The organism is Micrococcus sp. GPGPB33, assembly GCF_037853785.1.
GTDB lineage: Bacteria > Actinomycetota > Actinomycetes > Actinomycetales > Micrococcaceae > Micrococcus > Micrococcus luteus.
Genome location: NZ_JAQMWO010000002.1, coordinates 2,313,934 through 2,330,066, shown reverse-complemented (window position 1 = coordinate 2,330,066; position 16,133 = coordinate 2,313,934). Strand labels below are relative to the sequence as shown.

Below are 16,133 nucleotides of genomic sequence, written 5' to 3'. Positions count from 1 at the left end.
AGGATACGTGCGGCGCCGGGACCCGCGGGGGCCCGTGCCCTAGCATGGGCGAGACCGTTCCCGTCCCCGCCTTAGGAGCCCACGTGAGCAGCACCGCGGACCCCCGCCCCCGCCCCCGCAGGAGGACGTCGCCGTCGGGCGGCGTCGTCGTCGTCGCCGCCCGTGGCTGATCGCCCTGGCCGTCGTGCTCGTGGCGCTGCTGGCCGTGGGCATCGCGGCGGCGGTGTTCGTCGGCGGGATCGCCCGGATCATCGACCAGGACACCCAGCGCTTCGACGGCGGCGCGTTCCCCGCCGAGTCGGGCCGCCCGGGCGCCGCGGGGGCGTCCGCCCAGCAGCCCACCGCGCCGCCGCCCGGCATGGACGCGGACCAGGCCGCCGAGGGCGCCCGGGGCCCCGTCGCCCCGGGCGCGGACGAGAAGGCGGACGAGCAGGCCCTCGACGTGCTGCTCGTCGGCGAGGACGCGGGCGCGGAGGGCCGTGACTCCGCCGGCCGATCGGACACCCTCATGTGGGTCCACGTGCCCGGGGACCGCAGCGAGATCCAGGTCATGTCCATCATGCGTGACATGTGGGTGCCGATCCCGGGGCACGGGGACCACAAGGTCAACGCCGCCTACCAGTACGGCGGCATCCCGCTGACGGTGGCCACCGCGGAGAACATGTTCCAGGCACGCGTGGACCACGTGATCGCCGTGGACCTCGCCGGCTTCAAGGGCCTCGTGGACGCCCTGGGCGGCGTCAGCGTGGACAACCCTGCCGCCTTCGTCTCGACCGGCGGCATCGACTTCCCCGCGGGCACCGTGCAGATGGACGGGGACAAGGCCCTGGCCTACGCGCGGGAACGGTACAACCTGCCGCGCAGCGACTTCGACCGCGTGGAGAACCAGCAGCGCCTGGTCAAGGCCATCGTGGCCGCGTTCCTCTCGCGGGACACCCTCTCGGACCCGAGCCGCGTGCAGGCCGCCGTCGAGGAGTTCGCCCCCTTCCTGACCCTCGACGACGAGCTCGACTCCGGCACCCTCGCGAACCTGGCGTGGTCCCTGCGCGACGCGCGCGATGCCCCGATCGTGACCAGCACGGTGCCGTCCGTGGGCGTGGGCTACACGGACACCGGCGAGGACGTCGTGTGGCCGGACTGGGCGGCGATCGCCCGCCTGGGCGAGGGCATCCGCACCGGCACCCTGGGGAGGCCGTCGCGCAGTGAGCACGCCGTCCCGGCCGTCGCTGGTACGGCACTGGCTCGCGCTCGCGGAGGAGCTCGTGGGCCGGGCCGCGCCGCGGCTCGACGCCCTGAACCTCTTCCCGGTCCCGGACGCGGACACGGGCACGAACATGCTCGCCACGCTGACGGCGGCCCGCACCGCGGCCGACGCCTGCCCCGCACAGGACGACGTCGGCGCCGTGCTCGCGCACGCGGGCACGGCCGCGCTGGACTCGGCCCGGGGCAACTCGGGCATGCTGCTCGCGGTCAGCCTGGCGGGGATGGCCGAGCCCCTGCGCGGCCGGGAGCGCGTCGACGCGTTCGCCCTGGCGGCGGCGTTCGGAGCCGCCGACCGGGCCGCCCGGCAGGCCCTGTCGGATCCGCGCGAGGGGACGATCCTCACGGTGCTCTCCACTGCCGCCCGCAGCCTCGCGCGCTCGTCCACCCAGGCTCCCGACACGCCCGCGGTGGCCGGGGACGCGGACCCGGCCGTGCGGCTCGGCCCGGCCGTGACCGTCATGCTGGCCGACTGCGTGCAGGCCGTGGAGGAGACCGAGTCGTTGCTCGCCCCGCTGACCCGGGCGCACGTCGTGGACGCCGGCGCCGTCGGGCTGCTCTGGGTGTTCGAGGCGCTGCGCGCCGTCGTCACGGGCACGCCCGTGGACGAGGAGCTGGCCACCGCGCTCCACGGCTACGTCGAGGGCGCCCACGCCGCGGAGGGCGAGCCCGCCGCCGAGGCGGAGGCGCCGATCGAGGGGGCCGTCGAGGTGATGGGCACCCTGACGCTCACCCCGCTCGCCGCGGCCGAGCTACGCCGACGGCTGACGGAGGTGGGGGACGCCGTGATCCTGGCCCCCCTCGGGACCGCCCGTGACGGGCAGGGCCGGGTGCCGTGGCGGGTCCACGTGCACGTGCCCCGCGCCGAGGACGCGATCGGCCCCCTGCGGGCCGCCGGCGATGTCGAGGGCCTGGCCGTCACCGACCTGGCCGGGCCGTCGCACGGAGACGCCGCACCGGACGGGTGCCATGGCCGCTGAGGCCCCCGTCACCGACCTGCCCCTGTCCGAGGTGCTGGGTGGGAAGCTGCCCGCCCGCCTCGAGAGGGAGCTCGGGCTGACCACGGTCGGGGACCTGCTGGACCACGTGCCGCGCCGCTGGATCGAGCGCGGCGAGCTCACCCCCATCGCCGCGCTGCCGCACGACGCCGAGGTGACCGTCGTCGCCGTCGTGGAGTCGGTGACCACGCGGCGCATGCACAGCCGGCCCGGGTTCATCGTGGACGTCACCGTCGCGGACCCGTCCGTGGCCGGCGTGCCGGGGGCGAGCCTGTCCATGGCCTTCTTCAACGGCCACGACGCCCGCCGCCGCCTCGCCCCCGGGATGACCGCCATGTTCCAGGGCCGCACGACCGAGTACCGCGGCCGGATCACGCTGAACAACCCGGACTTCGCCCTCCTGGACGACGACGTCGCCCCGGGGGAGGTGGACGTGCGGCCGGTCCCGCTCTACCGGGCCACGGGGAAGCTGCCGTCGTGGACGGTCCGCTCCGCCGTCGCCCGGGTGCTCGAGACCGTCGACCTGGGCCGCATCCCGGAACTGCTCACCGAGCGGATCCGCGCGGAGGCCGCCGCGGCGCTCGACCTGGACGCGCCGCTGCCGGGCACCGCCCAGGCGTACCGGGACCTGCACGCCCCGCACGACGTCGCCGCCACCGGCCCGGCGCGGACCGCGCTCGCCCTGCGTGAGGCGCTGCTCGTCCAGGCCGCGCTCGCCTGGCGCCGGGACCGGGAGCGGGCGGTGCCCGCCGTGCCCCGCCCGCCGCGGCCCGGCGGCCTGCTCGAGGCCCTCGACGCCCGCCTGCCGTTCGCGCTGACGCCCGGCCAGGTGGCGGTGGGGGAGCAGCTGTCCGCCGAGCTGGCCCGGGACGCCCCGATGAGCCGGCTGCTGCAGGGGGACGTGGGCGCGGGCAAGACGCTCGTGGCCCTGCGGGCGATGCTGCAGGTCGTGGACGCCGGCGGCCAGGCCGCCCTGGTGGCGCCCACCGAGGTGCTCGCCGCGCAGCACCACCGCGCCCTGCTGCGCCTGATGGGCCCCCTCGCCGAGGCCGGCACCCTCGGGGCCGGCGACGGCCCGGCCACGAGGGTCGTGCTGGTCACCGGCTCGCTCAAGACCGCCGCACGCCGCGAGGCGCTGCTGGCCCTGGCCTCCGGTGAGGCAGGCATCGCCGTCGGGACGCACGCGCTGCTCTCCGAGAAGGTGGGCTTCGCCGAGCTGGCCCTGGCCGTCGTCGACGAGCAGCACCGCTTCGGCGTAGACCAGCGCGAGGCCCTGCGGCGGGCCAACCCCGGCACGCACCTGCTCGTCATGTCCGCCACGCCCATCCCGCGCTCCGTGGCGATGACGGTGTTCGGCGACCTGGACCTGTCGGTGCTCGAGGGGCTGCCGTCCGGGCGTCAGCCGGTCACCACGCACGTGGCGCGGATGGCCCACGGCCCGCGCGTGATCGGCCGGGTGTGGGAGCTGATCGCCGAGCACGTGGCGGCCGGCCACCAGGCGTTCGTGGTGTGCCCGCGCATCGACCCCGACGACGCCGACCCGGGCCACGCCAACGTGGAGGAGATGACACCCCGGCTGCGGGGTCTCCCGGCGCTGGCGGGGCTGCGGATCGACGCCGTGCACGGGCGCATGGACCAGGCCGAGCAGGACGCGGCGATGCAGGCCTTCGCGCGCGGGGAGACGGACGTGCTCGTGGCGACCACCGTCGTGGAGGTGGGTGTGGACGTGCCCAACGCGACGGTCATGGCGATCCTCGACGCCGACGACTTCGGCCTGTCCACCCTGCACCAGCTGCGCGGCCGCGTGGGCCGCGGGCCCGGGGCGGCGGTCTGCCTGCTGGCCACGCGCCTGCCGGACGGACACCCGTCGCTGCGCCGGCTCGAGGTCCTGGCCCAGGAGCAGGACGGCATGCGCATCGCGCAGGAGGACCTCGCCCAGCGCGGCGTCGGCGACGTGCTCGGCGCCGCCCAGTCCGGGCTCGCCTCGGGGCTGCACCACGTGGACGTCATCGCCGACGCCCCGCTGATCGCCGTGGCCGCCGACGCCGTCGCGCAGGTCATGGCGGCCGGCCCGGGGCTCTCCGCCCACCCGGCGCTCGCCGCCGAGGTGGCCCGCTGGGAGGCCGAGCACCTCACCGCCGCCGACTACCTCGAGAAGGGCTGAGCCATGTCCCGCATCATCGCCGGCGCGGCCGCCGGGCGGCCCCTGACCGCCGTCCCCGGCACCGGCACGCGCCCCACCACGGACCGCACCAAGGAGGCCCTGTTCTCCTGGCTCGAGGCCCGCGACTGGCTGGACGGGACGGCCGTGCTCGACCTCTACGCCGGCTCCGGCGCCCTGGGGTGCGAGGCCGCCAGCCGCGGAGCGGCATCGGTGCTGCTGGTCGAGCGGGACCGGAGGGCCGTGACCGCGTGCCGCGCGAACGCCGCGCTGGTCAACCGGGCGCGCGGGGCCGACGTCGTGCGCGTGCGCGCCGGGAGCGTGGAGCAGGCGCTCGCGGCGGACACCGCGCCCGTGGACCTGATCCTGGCCGACCCGCCGTACCCGGTCGCTGGCCCGCCGCTCGAGGCGGTGGTGGAGGCGGCGGCCGGGCGGCTCGCCCCGGGCGGGCTGCTCGTGCTCGAGCGGGCGGCCCGGGACGCGGCGCCGCGCCGGCCGCGCGGCCTCGAGGAGGTCGAGGTGCGCGTCTACGGCGAGACCGCCCTGTACCTCTGGCAGGACGAGCGCTGACCCCGCCCACCCGCTTTCGTTCGGGAAACGGCGGCGTGTCGGCCTGCTTTCGTTCGGGAAACGGCGGCGTCTCGGCCCGTTCTCACCGGGGAGACGGGAGGGCGGAACGGACTGGGCTCAGCACGGAACCGCGAGCACGGCGCCGCCGTTTCCCGAACGAAAATGCTCCGGAGACCGCCGTTTCCCGAACGAAAGTGCTCCGGGGGCCGCCGTTTCGTCAACGAAAGCGTCGGGGGTCAGGCCGCGCGCAGCCGCGGGGCCGCCTCGGCCAGGCGGCGCATCGCCTCGTCGATCGCATCGGGGGACTTGCAGAACGCCAGCCGCAGCCACGACCGCAGGTGGCCTCCGTCCGGGCGGCAGAGCGCGCCCACGGGGATGCCCGTGACGCCGGCCTCACGCGTCCACCGCACCGCGGCCTCGGCCGCGTCCGTCACACCCCACGGGGCCAGGTCCACGACGACGAAGTAGCCCGCCGCCGGGACGACCGGGTCCAGGCCCGCCTCCCGCAGGCCCGCCACGAGCCGATCCCGGGCGTCGCGGTACCGCTCGCGCTGGCCGGCGAGGTGCCGCTCGGCGTCGTCGGTGGGCAGGTAGGCGCCCAGCGCGCGCTGGAAGGCGGGGCCGGAGGAGTAGGTGAGGAACTGCTTGACGGAGCGCGCGGCCCCGACGAGCTCGGCCGGGCCGGTCAGCCAGCCGACCTTCCAGCCGGTGACCGCGAACGCCTTGCCCGCGCTGGAGACCGTCAGGGCGATGTCCTCGGCGCCCGCGACTGAGCGCAGGCTGACGTGCTCGCCCTCGTAGACGAGGTGGTCGTAGACCTCGTCCGAGAGGATCAGCACGCCCCGGGACCGGCACAGGGCCATGAGCTCCTCGAGCAGCTCCCGCGGATAGACCGCGCCCGTGGGGTTGTGTGGCGTGTTCACGATGAGCAGGCGCGTGCGGTCGGTCATCGCCGCGGCCACCCGTGCCGGGTCCGGCAGGAAGTCCGGCGCCTCCACCGGCACGCTCACGTGCCGGCCGCCGGCCAGGGCGATCGTGGCGGCGTGCGAGTCGTAGAACGGCTCGACCGTGACGACCTCGTCGCCCGGGCGCACGAACGCCAGGACCGTCGCGGCGATGCCCTCGGTGGCACCCGTGGTGATCATGACCTGCGTGGCGGGGTCCTCCGTCACGCCCCAGTGGCGCCGGCGGTGCTCTGCGACGGCCTGCCGCAGCACGGGGTCGCCCGTGCCGGGGGCGTACTGGTTGGGGCCCGCCAGCACGGCGTCGGCCGCCAGCCGCAGCAGCGCGTCGGGGCCGTCGGCGTCGGGGAAGCCCTGGCCGAGGTTCACGGCCCCGTGCTCGACGGCGAGGCCCGTCATCGTCTCGAACACGGTGGGCACGGGGCCGGCGTCGCCGAGCAGGCCCGCGGCCGCCGCCGTGCGACGCCACGGCGCGTCCACGTCGACGTCGTGCGGTGCTGATCCGGGGGTGGGCTGGGTTCCGTCCATGGCCGCACTGTACCCATCGCCGCGGACCGCACACGGCGGCGCACGCCGCGGACTGCACACGGCGGCGCACGCCGCGCCCGGCAGGACCGCGACGCGCCGGCGCCGGGCCAGACGGGCGTCCGTCGCCGCTCGGCGCGGCCCCCGCTAGGCTGGAACCCATGCGTCGTGCCGTCTGCCCTGGTTCGTTCGATCCCCTCCACAAGGGGCACGTCGAGGTGATCGCGCGAGCCGCGAACCTCTTCGAGGAGGTGGTGGTCGCCGTGTCCTCCAACCCGGCCAAGACGTACCGCTTCAGCGTGGACGAGCGCATCGCCATGATCGAGGCGACGGTGTCCTCCCTCGCCGGTGTCGCGGTCCGGCCCATGGGCCCGGGCCTGCTGGCCGAGTTCTGCCGACAGATCGGCGCGGACGCGATCGTCAAGGGGCTGCGCGGCGGCGCCGACCTCGAGTTCGAGGCACCGATGGCCGCGATGAACCGCCACCTCACCGGGGTCGAGACGGTCTACCTCCCGGCCGACGCCCGGTACACCCACGTGTCCTCCTCGCTCATCAAGGAGGTCCATGGACTCGGTGGCGACGTCGCCGAGTTCGTCCCGGCCGCGGTCCTGCGCGGCCTCGACGGCGGGGCCTGACCCCGCCCGGCCCACCCGCGGGCCATCCCTTCGCTCGTCCCACCGCATCCACCGCAGGAGAACCGCCGATGACCGTCCCGCCCCCTCCCGCCCCCGCACCCGCAAGGCCGTGATCCCGGCCGCCGGCCTGGGCACCCGCTTCCTGCCGGCCACCAAGGCCATGCCGAAGGAGATGCTGCCGGTGGTGGACCGCCCGGCCATCGAATACGTGGTGTCGGAGGCCCGGCGTGCGGGCCTGGCGGACGTGCTGATGATCACGGGCCGGAACAAGCGGGCCCTCGAGGACCACTTCGACCGCCATCCCGCGCTGGAGGCCGCGTTGGAGCACAAGGGCGACACCAAGCGGCTCGCGCAGATCCACGAGTCGGACCTGGTGGGGGACATCCACTACGTCCGCCAGGGCGAGGCCCTCGGGCTCGGCCACGCGGTGAACTGCGCTCGCCGCCACGTCGGCGAGGAGCCGTTCGCGGTCCTGCTGGGCGATGACATCATCGGCGACGGCGAGGCGCTGCTCGAGCGCATGATCGACGTGCAGCAGCGCCTCGGCGGCTCCGTGATCGCCCTCATGGAGGTCCCGGAGGAGGCCGTCTCGGCCTACGGCGTGGCCGCGGTGCAGGCCGTGCCGGGGGAGGGCGACGACGTCGTCCGTGTCACCGACCTCGTGGAGAAGCCGGCCCGCGAGGACGCCCCCTCCACCCTCGCGATCATCGGCCGCTATGTGCTGGCCCCGCAGGTGTTCGACGTGCTGGACGAGACCCCGCCCGGCCGCGGCGGGGAGATCCAGCTCACCGATGCGCTGCAGAGGCTGGCCACGGAGGACGGCGAGGGCCGCGGTGTGCACGCCGTCGTCTTTGACGGCCGCCGCTACGACACGGGGGACAAGCTTGGCTACCTGCAGGCGGTCATCGAGTTCGGGACGCGGCACGAGGACCTCGGGGCCGACCTGCGGGCCTGGCTCCGGGAGTTCACCGCCGGGCTCTGAGCCGGGCCGGCGACGCGCGGGACGCCGCCGGCTTTGGCCGAGGCGGACCCACCCGGTAGGATGGGCTGTCGGTCCGTCGTGGCTGGACCCGTGTCCAGGCCGCATCGCACCCCCGCAGAGGGCGTGCGGACGGGCCGTGTACCCCCGCCGTCCCACCCGCCGAGAGGAGCGACCATGGACAGCATCCAGCACCACGGCGCCGACTCGCCGTGGGTGATCCCCGTGCGCGATCTGACGCGCGGGGCCGGAGTCCAGCGCGAGCTGACGGCCGAGTGGCCCGCCCCTGCGGGCGTCTCCACGCCGCTGCTGGGGATCCCCGAGGGGGACCCCGTCGAACTGGACCTGCGTCTGGAGTCGGTGCACGAGGGCGTCCTCGTCACCGGCACGGCGGACGCGACCCTGAAGGGCGAGTGCGGCCGTTGCCTGCGCCCGCTGCACGAGGGGATCACCGTGGACCTGCAGGAGCTGTACCTCACCGGCACGTCCGAGGACGACGCCGGCGAGCAGCCGCTCGTGGTGCGCGAGACCGTGGACCTGGAACCCGTGTTCCGGGACGCCGTGGTCATCGCCCTCCCGTTCCAGCCGCTGTGCCGGCCGGACTGCGAGGGCCTGTGCGCCGACTGCGGCATCCGCCTCGAGGACGCGCCCGAGGGGCACGCCCACGAGCGCGTGGACCCGCGCTGGGCCGCCCTGGCCCACCTCGCGGGCACCTCAGAGACCTCCATCACCGAGACAGAAGAGAGATAGTCGTGGCAGTCCCGAAGCGGAAGATGTCCCGTGCCAACACCCGTGCCCGCCGGTCGCAGTGGAAGGCCACCGCGCCCGCCCTGGTGAAGTCCGTCGAGAACGGTCGCGTCTCGTACCGCCTGCCCCACCAGGCCGAGCTGAAGACCGACGCCGCCGGCACCCCCTGTTCTTCGAGTACAAGGGCCGCAAGGTCGCCGACGCCTGAGATGGCGTCCCCGTCGGCTCGCCGCGGGCCTGAGCCCGCGCCCGAGCCAGAAGAGCTGTTCGAGCGTCTCGGCGTGCACATCACCGCCGGGACGCTCGAACGCGCTCTGACGCACCGCTCGTTCGCCTACGAGCAGGGCGGGCTGCCCACCAACGAGCGCCTCGAGTTCCTCGGGGACTCGGTGCTGGGCTACGTGGTCACCGACCACATCTTCACGGTGTACCCGGACCTGGCCGAGGGCGACCTCGCGCGCCGCCGGGCCGCCGTCGTGTCCACGCGTGCCCTGGCGAAGGTGGCGCGCCGGATCGGCATCGGCCCGTTCGTGCGCCTGGGCACGGGGAGCGCCGCACCGGCGGGGCGGACAAGGACTCGATCCTCGCCGACACCCTCGAGGCGCTCATCGGCGCCGTCTACGTGGACCACGGGGCCGTGGCCGCGGCCGCACTCGTGCACCGCCACGTGGTGCCGCTGCTGGACGAGCCGGACCTGCTGCGCGAGAGCACCGACTGGAAGACGGTCGTGGCCGAGGCCGCCAGCCGCCACGGTCTCGGCGCCGTCCGCTACGCGATCGAGGGTCAGGGCCCCGCGCACGACCCCCGCTACCGGGCCACCCTCGTCGTCGGCGAGCGCGAGTACGGCTCCGCCGTCGCCAGCTCCAAGAAGCAGGCCGAGCGGGACGCCGCGGCCGCCTCCTGGCCCGCCCTCGAGGCGGGCCTGCCGACCGCGGGGCACTGAGGTCGTGCCCGAGCTGCCCGAGGCCGAGGTCGTCCGGCGCGGCCTGGCCCGGTGGGCCACGGACGCCGTCGCCGCGGAGCTCGAGGTCCTCGACCCCCGCTCGCTGCGTCGCAGCCCCGGCGGTGCGGACGCCCTCCGGGAGCGGCTGCGCGGCGCCCGGCTGGCCGAGCCGGCTCGCCGCGGCAAGTTCCTCTGGCTGCCCCTGGCGGAGGGCGACGACGCCGTCGTCGTGCACCTGGGGATGAGCGGGCAGATCCGCGTGGACGAACCGGGGGCCGCCGACCAGCGACACCTGCGTCTGCGCCTGCCCGTCACCGCCGAGGACGGCTCCGCCCGCGAGCTGAGGTTCGTGGACCAGCGGATCTTCGGCGGCTGGTGGCTCGACGCGCTGCGGCCCGACGACGCCGCCGGCGGCGAGCGGATCCCCACCACCGCCGCCCACATCGCCCTGGACCCGCTGCACCCCCTGTTCGACCCCGCGGCCGTGCACGCGCGCCTGGCGCGGCGCCGCTCCACCCTCAAGCGCGCGCTGCTGGACCAGTCGCTGGTCTCCGGGATCGGCAACATCTACGCGGACGAGGCCCTGTGGGGCGTCCGGATGCACCCCGAGCGCCCGACCGAGCGCATGCGCCGGGCGGACACGTTGCGCCTCATGGCGGCCGTCCAGGACGTGATGCGCCGGGCCCTGGAGGTGGGGGGCACGAGCTTCGACGCGCTCTACGTCAACGTGGACGGGCGATCGGGCTACTTCGCCCGCTCCCTGGCGGCCTACGGGCGCACAGGGCAGCCGTGTCGCCGCTGCGCCGCCGAGGGGGTCGACTCCCGCATCGTCCGCGAGCCGTTCATGAACCGTGCGAGCCATCTGTGCCCGCGCTGCCAGCCCAGGCCGCGCCGTCGCCGGGCCGCGGCGGCCGACGCCTGACGGGGCGTCCGTAGACTGGGCTGACCCCCGACCTCGAGCAGGAGACACGAGTGAGCCATCCCCCGGCCGCGTCCTGGACGTCCGAGCCCCTGCCGCGTCCCGAGTCCCCGCGCGACGACGCCCCGCCGGTCGCGCGGCGCCGCCGGCGCTGGCCGTGGGTCGTCGGCGTGCTCGCCGTCCTGCTCGCGGCGCTGCTCGGTCTGGGTGCCTGGTACGCGGGCTCGCTCGGGCGCACCTTCGACGACCACCGGCAGACGGTGGACGTGGGGGCGCTCGAGCAGGCGGCCGGCAACGGCCCGCTGAACGTGCTCGTCCTGGGCTCCGACTCCCGCGAGGGCGAGGGCGAACAGGACATGGGCCAGCGCTCGGACACCATGATGCTCGTGCACATCCCCGCAGACCGACGCCAGGTCTACGTCATGTCCGTGCTGCGGGATTCGTGGGTCACCGTGCCCGGCCACGGCGAGGCGAAGATCAACTCGGCCTTCGACACGGGCGGCTACACCCTCGCCGTGGACACGGTGGAGCTGCTGCTGGGAGTGCCGATCCACCACGTCCTCGAGGTCGACTTCCAGGGCTTCCGGGGCGTGACGAACGCGCTGGGCGGCGTCGAGGTCTGCAACCCGCAGGCCTTCTCCTCCGGTCAGGCCAACCCCTCGTACTACCCGCGCGGACACATCCTGCTGCAGGACACCGCCGCCCTGCGCTACGTGCGCGAACGGCACGCCTTCGACGACGGCGACGTCACCCGCGTGAAGAACCAGCAGCGTTACCTGGCCGGGGCGATGGACCGCTTCCTCAGCCCGCAGATCCTGGGCAATCCCGCCCGCACCACCGAGGTCGTCGCCACGTTCTCCGACCACCTCGGTGTGGACGAGGGGCTCACGTCCGGCGTGATCGCCTCGCTCGCGTGGCAGCTGCGCGACGTCCGCGGCGAGGACGTCGAGATGTTCACGGTGCCTCGCAAGGGCTTCGCGGAGGGGCCGAACGGCGACGCCATCGTCGAGCTCGACGAGGACAAGCTGGCGGACCTGCGCTCCGCCCTCGCCGACGACGACGTCCAGCGCTATGTCGACGAGCACGAGCCCAAGAAGGAGAAGAAGGCCCAGGCCGCCGGCGGGCCCGCCCCCGTGCTGACCCTGCTGACCGGCACCACGCCCGCACCCGCCCTCGGGGAGGACCCCTGTGACGACTGAGCCGCGCCGCCCCCGCCTCCTGCTGGTCTCCCACTCCTACCGGCCCGAGCGCACCCCGCCCGCGCGTCGCTGGGGCGCGGTCGTGGCGGCGCTGCGGTCGGCGGGCTGGGACGTCGACGTCGTCGCGCCCGGGGGTGTGCGCCCCTTCGCCGGGCCCGACGGCGAACGTGTCCTGCCCACGCCTCGCCTGCCCCTGGGGAGGCCGGCCGCAACGGCCGCTTCGCCGAGGCGGTGGTGCACGCGCTGCTCGCCATCCCGCGTGGGATGGCCACCCGACGCCCGGACGTGGTGGTGGCCACCGTGCCTGCCCTGCCCGTGGTGGTGCCCGGCGTCGTGCTCTCCCGCCTCTGGCGCCGTCCCCTCGTGCTGGAGATGCGCGACGCCTGGCCGGATCTCGCCCACGAGGCCGGGGTCCACCAGGGCCTGCTGGGCGCCGCGATGGAACGCGTCGTGACCGGCGGCCAGCGCGCGGCCCGACTCGTGGTGACCGTCACGGACGGCTTCGCGGAGACGCTGCGCGGGCGCGGGGTGCGGGTGGTCCGCACCCTGGGCAACGGCGTGGACCTGGCCCGCCTGGCGGTGGCGCCCCGGCGGGAGCGGGCCGCCGGTGAGCTCCACGTGCTGTATCTGGGCAACATGGGCGAGAGCCAGGGGCTCGAGCGGCTCGTCGACGCCGCGGCGACGCTGCGTCGCACCCGGCCGGGGGTGCGCGTCCGACTGGTCGGGGAGGGGACCCGGCGTCCGGCGCTGGAGGCCCGCAACGCCGAGCTCGGCTCGCCGGCCGAGATCCTCGGACCCGTCCACGGCGCCGCCGTCGCCGAGCAGTACGCGTGGGCGGACACGCTGGTGGTGGCCCTGCGTCCCGACTGGCCGAGCTTCCGGCACACCGTGCCCTCCAAGACCTACGAGGTGCTCGCCGTCGGCCGGCACGTCACGGGCCTGGTGACGGGGGAGGCCGCCCGCACCCTCGAGGCGGCCGGCGGCGCCGAGGTCATCGGCCCGGACGTGGACGACCTGGTGCGGCACCTGACGGCGCTCGCGGACGACCCGCACCGCACCGACGTCGGCGCGGGCGGACGCGACTGGGTGCGCCGCCACGCCGACCTGCCGGCCGTGGCCCGCCGCTACGAGCGACTGCTGCGCCGCGTCGCCGGTCGCTGAGCCCGACGTCGGCCCCTTGCTAGGGTTGACGCCGCCGCACCCGGCCGGGTGCACTCCACCGGGACACCGAGGAACAGTTCTGATGCCAGCTGGGAAGTCCATCCGTCGGGTCGCGCGCGCGGGCGCTCGCCTGCTGCCGCCCGAACAGCGCCATCGGGTGCGCCGCACCGGAGGCGCGCTGCTGCGCAGGCTGCCGCCGCAGGTGGCCGAGGAGGTCCGCGGCGTGTTCGGCATCCGCTGGGGCGCCCCTCCGGCGCACGCCCGCCCGGCCGACGCCCTGGGCCTGGCGGGCGGGCCGGCCCGCACCCGCCCCGGCAGCGCCTCCCTCACCGGCCGCGGTGCGGCCGCCGTCGGCGCCGATCCGGAGGCCGCGGCCCGTCTCGAGCGGGCCCTGGGCCTGGCCGACACGTCCCGCACCGAGCAGGGCGGGCGCGCTGTCGGCGTCGTCGCCGCCCCGGACGTGCGCGCGGCCCTCGCGGCCGCCGGGCACCGCGTCGTGCCGCTCGTGCCGGGCACCGCGGCCGCGGTGGCCGAACGCGTGGAGGCCGTCGTCGTGGACGTGGACGGCGTGGACGGGCCGTGGGCCGGGGCCCTCGACGCCGCCGGCGCGGCCCTCTACCTCGAGCTGCGGGGTGCCGTGAGCGCGGCCGCCGCGCGCGGGGTCACCGTCTGGGTGCTCTCCCGGGGCCGTCACCAGCACCGGCTCGGGGCCCTCGCCCTGCTGCACGCCGAGGACGTCATCGTCGTCGAGGCCGGCGCGGGCCGGACGCCGTTGCACTTCACCGAGGACCCGGGCGACGCGCCCCAGGGGATCGCCGACGTCCTCGCTGCCTGCCCGGAGGAGAGCGCATGAACACGCACCACCCCGACCGCCTGACCGACGCCGCCGACGTGCGCGTCCTGCTCTACGGCGACGTCGACCTGAACGTCATCGACGGCTCCGCCACGTGGCTGCCCTCGTTGGCGGAGACCCTCGCCCGCACGGGTGCGAGCGTGGACGTCCAGCTCAAGGCCGTCGAACGCCGGGACCTGCTCACCGCTGCGCTGCGCGCCCTGACGGGGGTGCGCGTGCTCCCCGCCGAGCCGGCGGCCGGGCAGGGGGATGACCCCCTCCCGTGCCGCGGATGTGCTGGCCCGCCGGGACGACGAGTCCCGGTACGACGTGGTGCTCGTGCGCGGCATCCACGCCTGCCTCGAGCTCGCCGACCGCGGTGCCTTCCCGGGGCGGCTGTGGTCCTACGTGACCGAGTACGGCTACGTGGAGGACGGCTTCCCGGCCGGGCGCGTCGAGGAGCTCGGCCGCATTGCCGCGGCGAGCCGTCTGATGCTGGCCCAGACGCCCCAGGCCCGCGCCGTGCTCGAGGCGATGGTCCCGGCCGCCGCCGGGCGCACCGAGCTGCTCTCGCCGATGGTGCCGGACGCGCTCGCTCCGGCCGAACGGGCCGAGGTGCCCGCCGACGGCCCGGTGCGGCTCGTGTACACGGGCAAGTTCGCCCACGACTGGCGCACCGACCTCATGCCGGACGTGCTGACCGCCCTCCACGAGGCCGGTGTCCCGGCCACGCTCACGATGGTGGGGGACAAGGTCCACCCCGAGCGGGACCGGCCCGGCTGGGCTGCGGCGATGCGCTCCCGCCTCGAGGCGGACCGGCCCGACTTCGAGTGGACCGGAGCGCTCTCCCGCGAGGAGTCCATGGCCCGCACCGCGGCCGCGGACGTCTCTCTGGGCTGGCGCGCCCCCGCCCTGGACCTCTCGCTCGAGATCTCCACGAAGGTGCTGGAGAGCTGCGCGGTCGGAGTGCCGCCGCTCCTGAACCGGACCGTGGCGCATGAGGAGCTGCTGGGGGCCGACTACCCCCTGTTCGTGGACGGGGTGAGGGACTCGGCCCGCGATGTGGCCGCCCGCATCGCGGCCGCCCGCCACGACCTGCCGGCCCTCTCGCAGCGCGTCGTCGAGGCCGCCGCCCCCTACCGCATGACCGCGCGCGCACGCGCCCTGACGCGCGTCATGGACCGGCTCGGTCTGCTCGACCGACGGCCCGCCCGCGGCGGGTCACGCACCCGCGTGGTCCTGGCCGGCCACGACCTGAAGTTCGCGGGGGAGCTCGTCGACCTGCTGCGGGACGACTCGGGCGTCGAGTTGCGCATCGACCACTGGCAGGGCCTGCACCGCCACGACGAGGCCGCCTCACGCCGCCTCGTCGAGTGGGCCGACGTTGTCGTGTGCGAGTGGGCGGGCCCCAACGCCGTCTGGTACGCCCGCCACAAGCGGCCCGGCCAGCGGCTCGTGGTCCGCCTGCACATGTTCGAGCTGCGCGGCGGCTGGCTCTCCGCGCTCGAGACCGACGCCGTGGACCGCCTCGTGACCGTCTCCGATCTGTACCGGGATCTGGTCCGCGAGCACCTGCCCATCGACCCCGCGCGGGTCTCGGTGATCCCCAACGCCGTGTCCATTGCAGACCTGGACCGTCCCGGCCTGCCCGGTCGCGGGTTCCGGCTCGGCCTCGTCGGCGTGGTGCCGTTGCGCAAGCGCCTGGACCGGGCCGTGGACCTGTTGGAGGTCCTGCGCGCCCATGACGAACGGTTCACCCTGCACGTGCGCGGCCGCATGCCGTGGGAGTACCCGCACGAGTGGCGCAAGCCCCTCCAGCGCGAGGGCTACCTCGACCTGTTCGCCCGCCTCGGCGCCGGCCCGCTGCGCGAGGCCGTCGCCTTCGAGCCCTTCGGGGCGGACATGGGCTCGTGGCTGACGAAGATCGGCTGGGTGCTCTCGCCGTCCACCACCGAGAGCTTCCACCTCGCGCCCGCCGAGGGCATGGTCTCGGGCGCGGTCCCGCTCGTCTGGGACCGGCCCGGCGCGAGGGGCGTGTTCGGCGAGGAGTTCGTGCTCGACGACACCGACGCCGCGGCGCGGCGGGTGCTGGAGGCGACCGCCGACGACGCGCGGTGGGACGCGCTCTCGGCCCTGGCCCGGGACCGGGTGCGCTCGTACGATGAGCGCGTCGTGGCCGGCCTGTGGCGCGAGGCGCTCGGGCTGGACTGAAGCAGGCCGGGCGTCGGCGGTAGGGTGGACG

Annotated in this window: 13 protein-coding genes and 2 pseudogenes; 14 read left to right on the top strand and 1 reads right to left on the bottom strand. The window is 75.7% G+C overall.

The window, feature by feature from the left end:
- Positions 1-358 precede the first annotated feature (358 nt).
- From POD19_RS11040 to rsmD, 4 genes and pseudogenes are all read left to right on the top strand, one after another.
- Positions 359-859, top strand: a pseudogene (locus POD19_RS11040) (LCP family protein); the annotation flags it as partial.
- A gap of 343 nt (positions 860-1,202) precedes the next feature.
- Positions 1,203-2,240, top strand: a complete 1,038-nt coding sequence (locus POD19_RS11035; RefSeq protein WP_144818343.1) for a DAK2 domain-containing protein — start codon at positions 1,203-1,205, stop codon at positions 2,238-2,240.
- A complete protein-coding gene (locus POD19_RS11030) occupies positions 2,230-4,422 on the top strand; it encodes an ATP-dependent DNA helicase RecG (protein ID WP_144818345.1) in 2,193 nt (730 codons plus the stop codon). The genes POD19_RS11035 and POD19_RS11030 overlap by 11 nt, the downstream gene beginning before the upstream one ends.
- Before the next feature lie 3 nt (positions 4,423-4,425).
- A complete protein-coding gene (gene rsmD, locus POD19_RS11025) occupies positions 4,426-4,989 on the top strand; it encodes a 16S rRNA (guanine(966)-N(2))-methyltransferase RsmD (RefSeq protein ID WP_069941787.1) in 564 nt (187 codons plus the stop codon).
- Between the two features lie 236 nt (positions 4,990-5,225).
- Here rsmD and POD19_RS11020 read toward each other — a convergent pair whose 3' ends face one another.
- The gene (locus POD19_RS11020; RefSeq protein WP_336633751.1) at positions 5,226-6,479 is read right to left on the bottom strand and encodes an aminotransferase class I/II-fold pyridoxal phosphate-dependent enzyme; all 1,254 of its coding nucleotides are present in this window, start codon (positions 6,477-6,479) and stop codon (positions 5,226-5,228) included.
- A gap of 158 nt (positions 6,480-6,637) precedes the next feature.
- On the opposite strand from POD19_RS11020, the gene coaD reads away from it, so the two are divergent.
- The 10 genes and pseudogenes from coaD to POD19_RS10975 all read left to right on the top strand — a co-directional run bounded on the left by coaD (position 6,638) and on the right by POD19_RS10975 (position 16,102).
- A complete protein-coding gene (gene coaD / locus POD19_RS11015; RefSeq protein ID WP_036338106.1) occupies positions 6,638-7,111 on the top strand; it encodes a pantetheine-phosphate adenylyltransferase in 474 nt (157 codons plus the stop codon).
- Between the two features lie 109 nt (positions 7,112-7,220).
- Positions 7,221-8,093 carry a UTP--glucose-1-phosphate uridylyltransferase gene (locus POD19_RS11010; RefSeq protein ID WP_340309471.1) on the top strand — a complete coding sequence of 291 codons (873 nt, stop codon included), beginning with the start codon at positions 7,221-7,223 and terminating at the stop codon, positions 8,091-8,093.
- Positions 8,094-8,267: 174 nt separating this feature from the next.
- A complete protein-coding gene (locus tag POD19_RS11005; protein WP_002856392.1) occupies positions 8,268-8,840 on the top strand; it encodes a YceD family protein in 573 nt (190 codons plus the stop codon).
- A 2-nt stretch (positions 8,841-8,842) separates the two neighbouring features.
- A pseudogene (gene rpmF, locus POD19_RS13055) lies at positions 8,843-9,453 on the top strand (50S ribosomal protein L32); the annotation flags it as partial.
- Between the two features lie 21 nt (positions 9,454-9,474).
- Positions 9,475-9,780, top strand: coding sequence for a putative dsRNA-binding protein (locus tag POD19_RS13050; protein ID WP_445299767.1), 306 nt, complete (start codon positions 9,475-9,477; stop codon positions 9,778-9,780).
- Between the two features lie 4 nt (positions 9,781-9,784).
- Positions 9,785-10,702, top strand: coding sequence for a bifunctional DNA-formamidopyrimidine glycosylase/DNA-(apurinic or apyrimidinic site) lyase (gene mutM / locus POD19_RS10995; protein WP_144818349.1), 918 nt, complete (start codon positions 9,785-9,787; stop codon positions 10,700-10,702).
- Positions 10,703-10,752: 50 nt separating this feature from the next.
- Positions 10,753-11,898 (top strand): LCP family protein, encoded by a 1,146-nt coding sequence (locus POD19_RS10990; RefSeq protein ID WP_144818351.1) that lies wholly within the window; start codon positions 10,753-10,755, stop codon positions 11,896-11,898.
- 264 nt (positions 11,899-12,162) lie between these two features.
- The gene (locus tag POD19_RS10985; protein ID WP_340309470.1) at positions 12,163-13,059 is read left to right on the top strand and encodes a glycosyltransferase; all 897 of its coding nucleotides are present in this window, start codon (positions 12,163-12,165) and stop codon (positions 13,057-13,059) included.
- 82 nt (positions 13,060-13,141) lie between these two features.
- Positions 13,142-13,912, top strand: a complete 771-nt coding sequence (locus POD19_RS10980; protein ID WP_144818355.1) for a hypothetical protein — start codon at positions 13,142-13,144, stop codon at positions 13,910-13,912.
- A 249-nt stretch (positions 13,913-14,161) separates the two neighbouring features.
- The gene (locus POD19_RS10975) at positions 14,162-16,102 is read left to right on the top strand and encodes a glycosyltransferase (protein WP_340309469.1); all 1,941 of its coding nucleotides are present in this window, start codon (positions 14,162-14,164) and stop codon (positions 16,100-16,102) included.
- The last annotated feature ends 31 nt before the right edge of the window (positions 16,103-16,133 follow it).

Coding starts and splice junctions, on each gene's coding strand:
- POD19_RS11030 (WP_144818345.1), top strand. CDS start 2,230: ATGGCCGCTGAGGCCCCCGTCACCGACCTGCCCCTGTCCGAGGTGCTG.
- rsmD (WP_069941787.1), top strand. CDS start 4,426: ATGTCCCGCATCATCGCCGGCGCGGCCGCCGGGCGGCCCCTGACCGCC.
- POD19_RS11020 (WP_336633751.1), bottom strand. CDS start 6,479: ATGGACGGAACCCAGCCCACCCCCGGATCAGCACCGCACGACGTCGAC.
- coaD (WP_036338106.1), top strand. CDS start 6,638: ATGCGTCGTGCCGTCTGCCCTGGTTCGTTCGATCCCCTCCACAAGGGG.
- POD19_RS11005 (WP_002856392.1), top strand. CDS start 8,268: ATGGACAGCATCCAGCACCACGGCGCCGACTCGCCGTGGGTGATCCCC.
- POD19_RS10985 (WP_340309470.1), top strand. CDS start 12,163: ATGGCCACCCGACGCCCGGACGTGGTGGTGGCCACCGTGCCTGCCCTG.
- POD19_RS10980 (WP_144818355.1), top strand. CDS start 13,142: ATGCCAGCTGGGAAGTCCATCCGTCGGGTCGCGCGCGCGGGCGCTCGC.
- POD19_RS10975 (WP_340309469.1), top strand. CDS start 14,162: ATGACCCCCTCCCGTGCCGCGGATGTGCTGGCCCGCCGGGACGACGAG.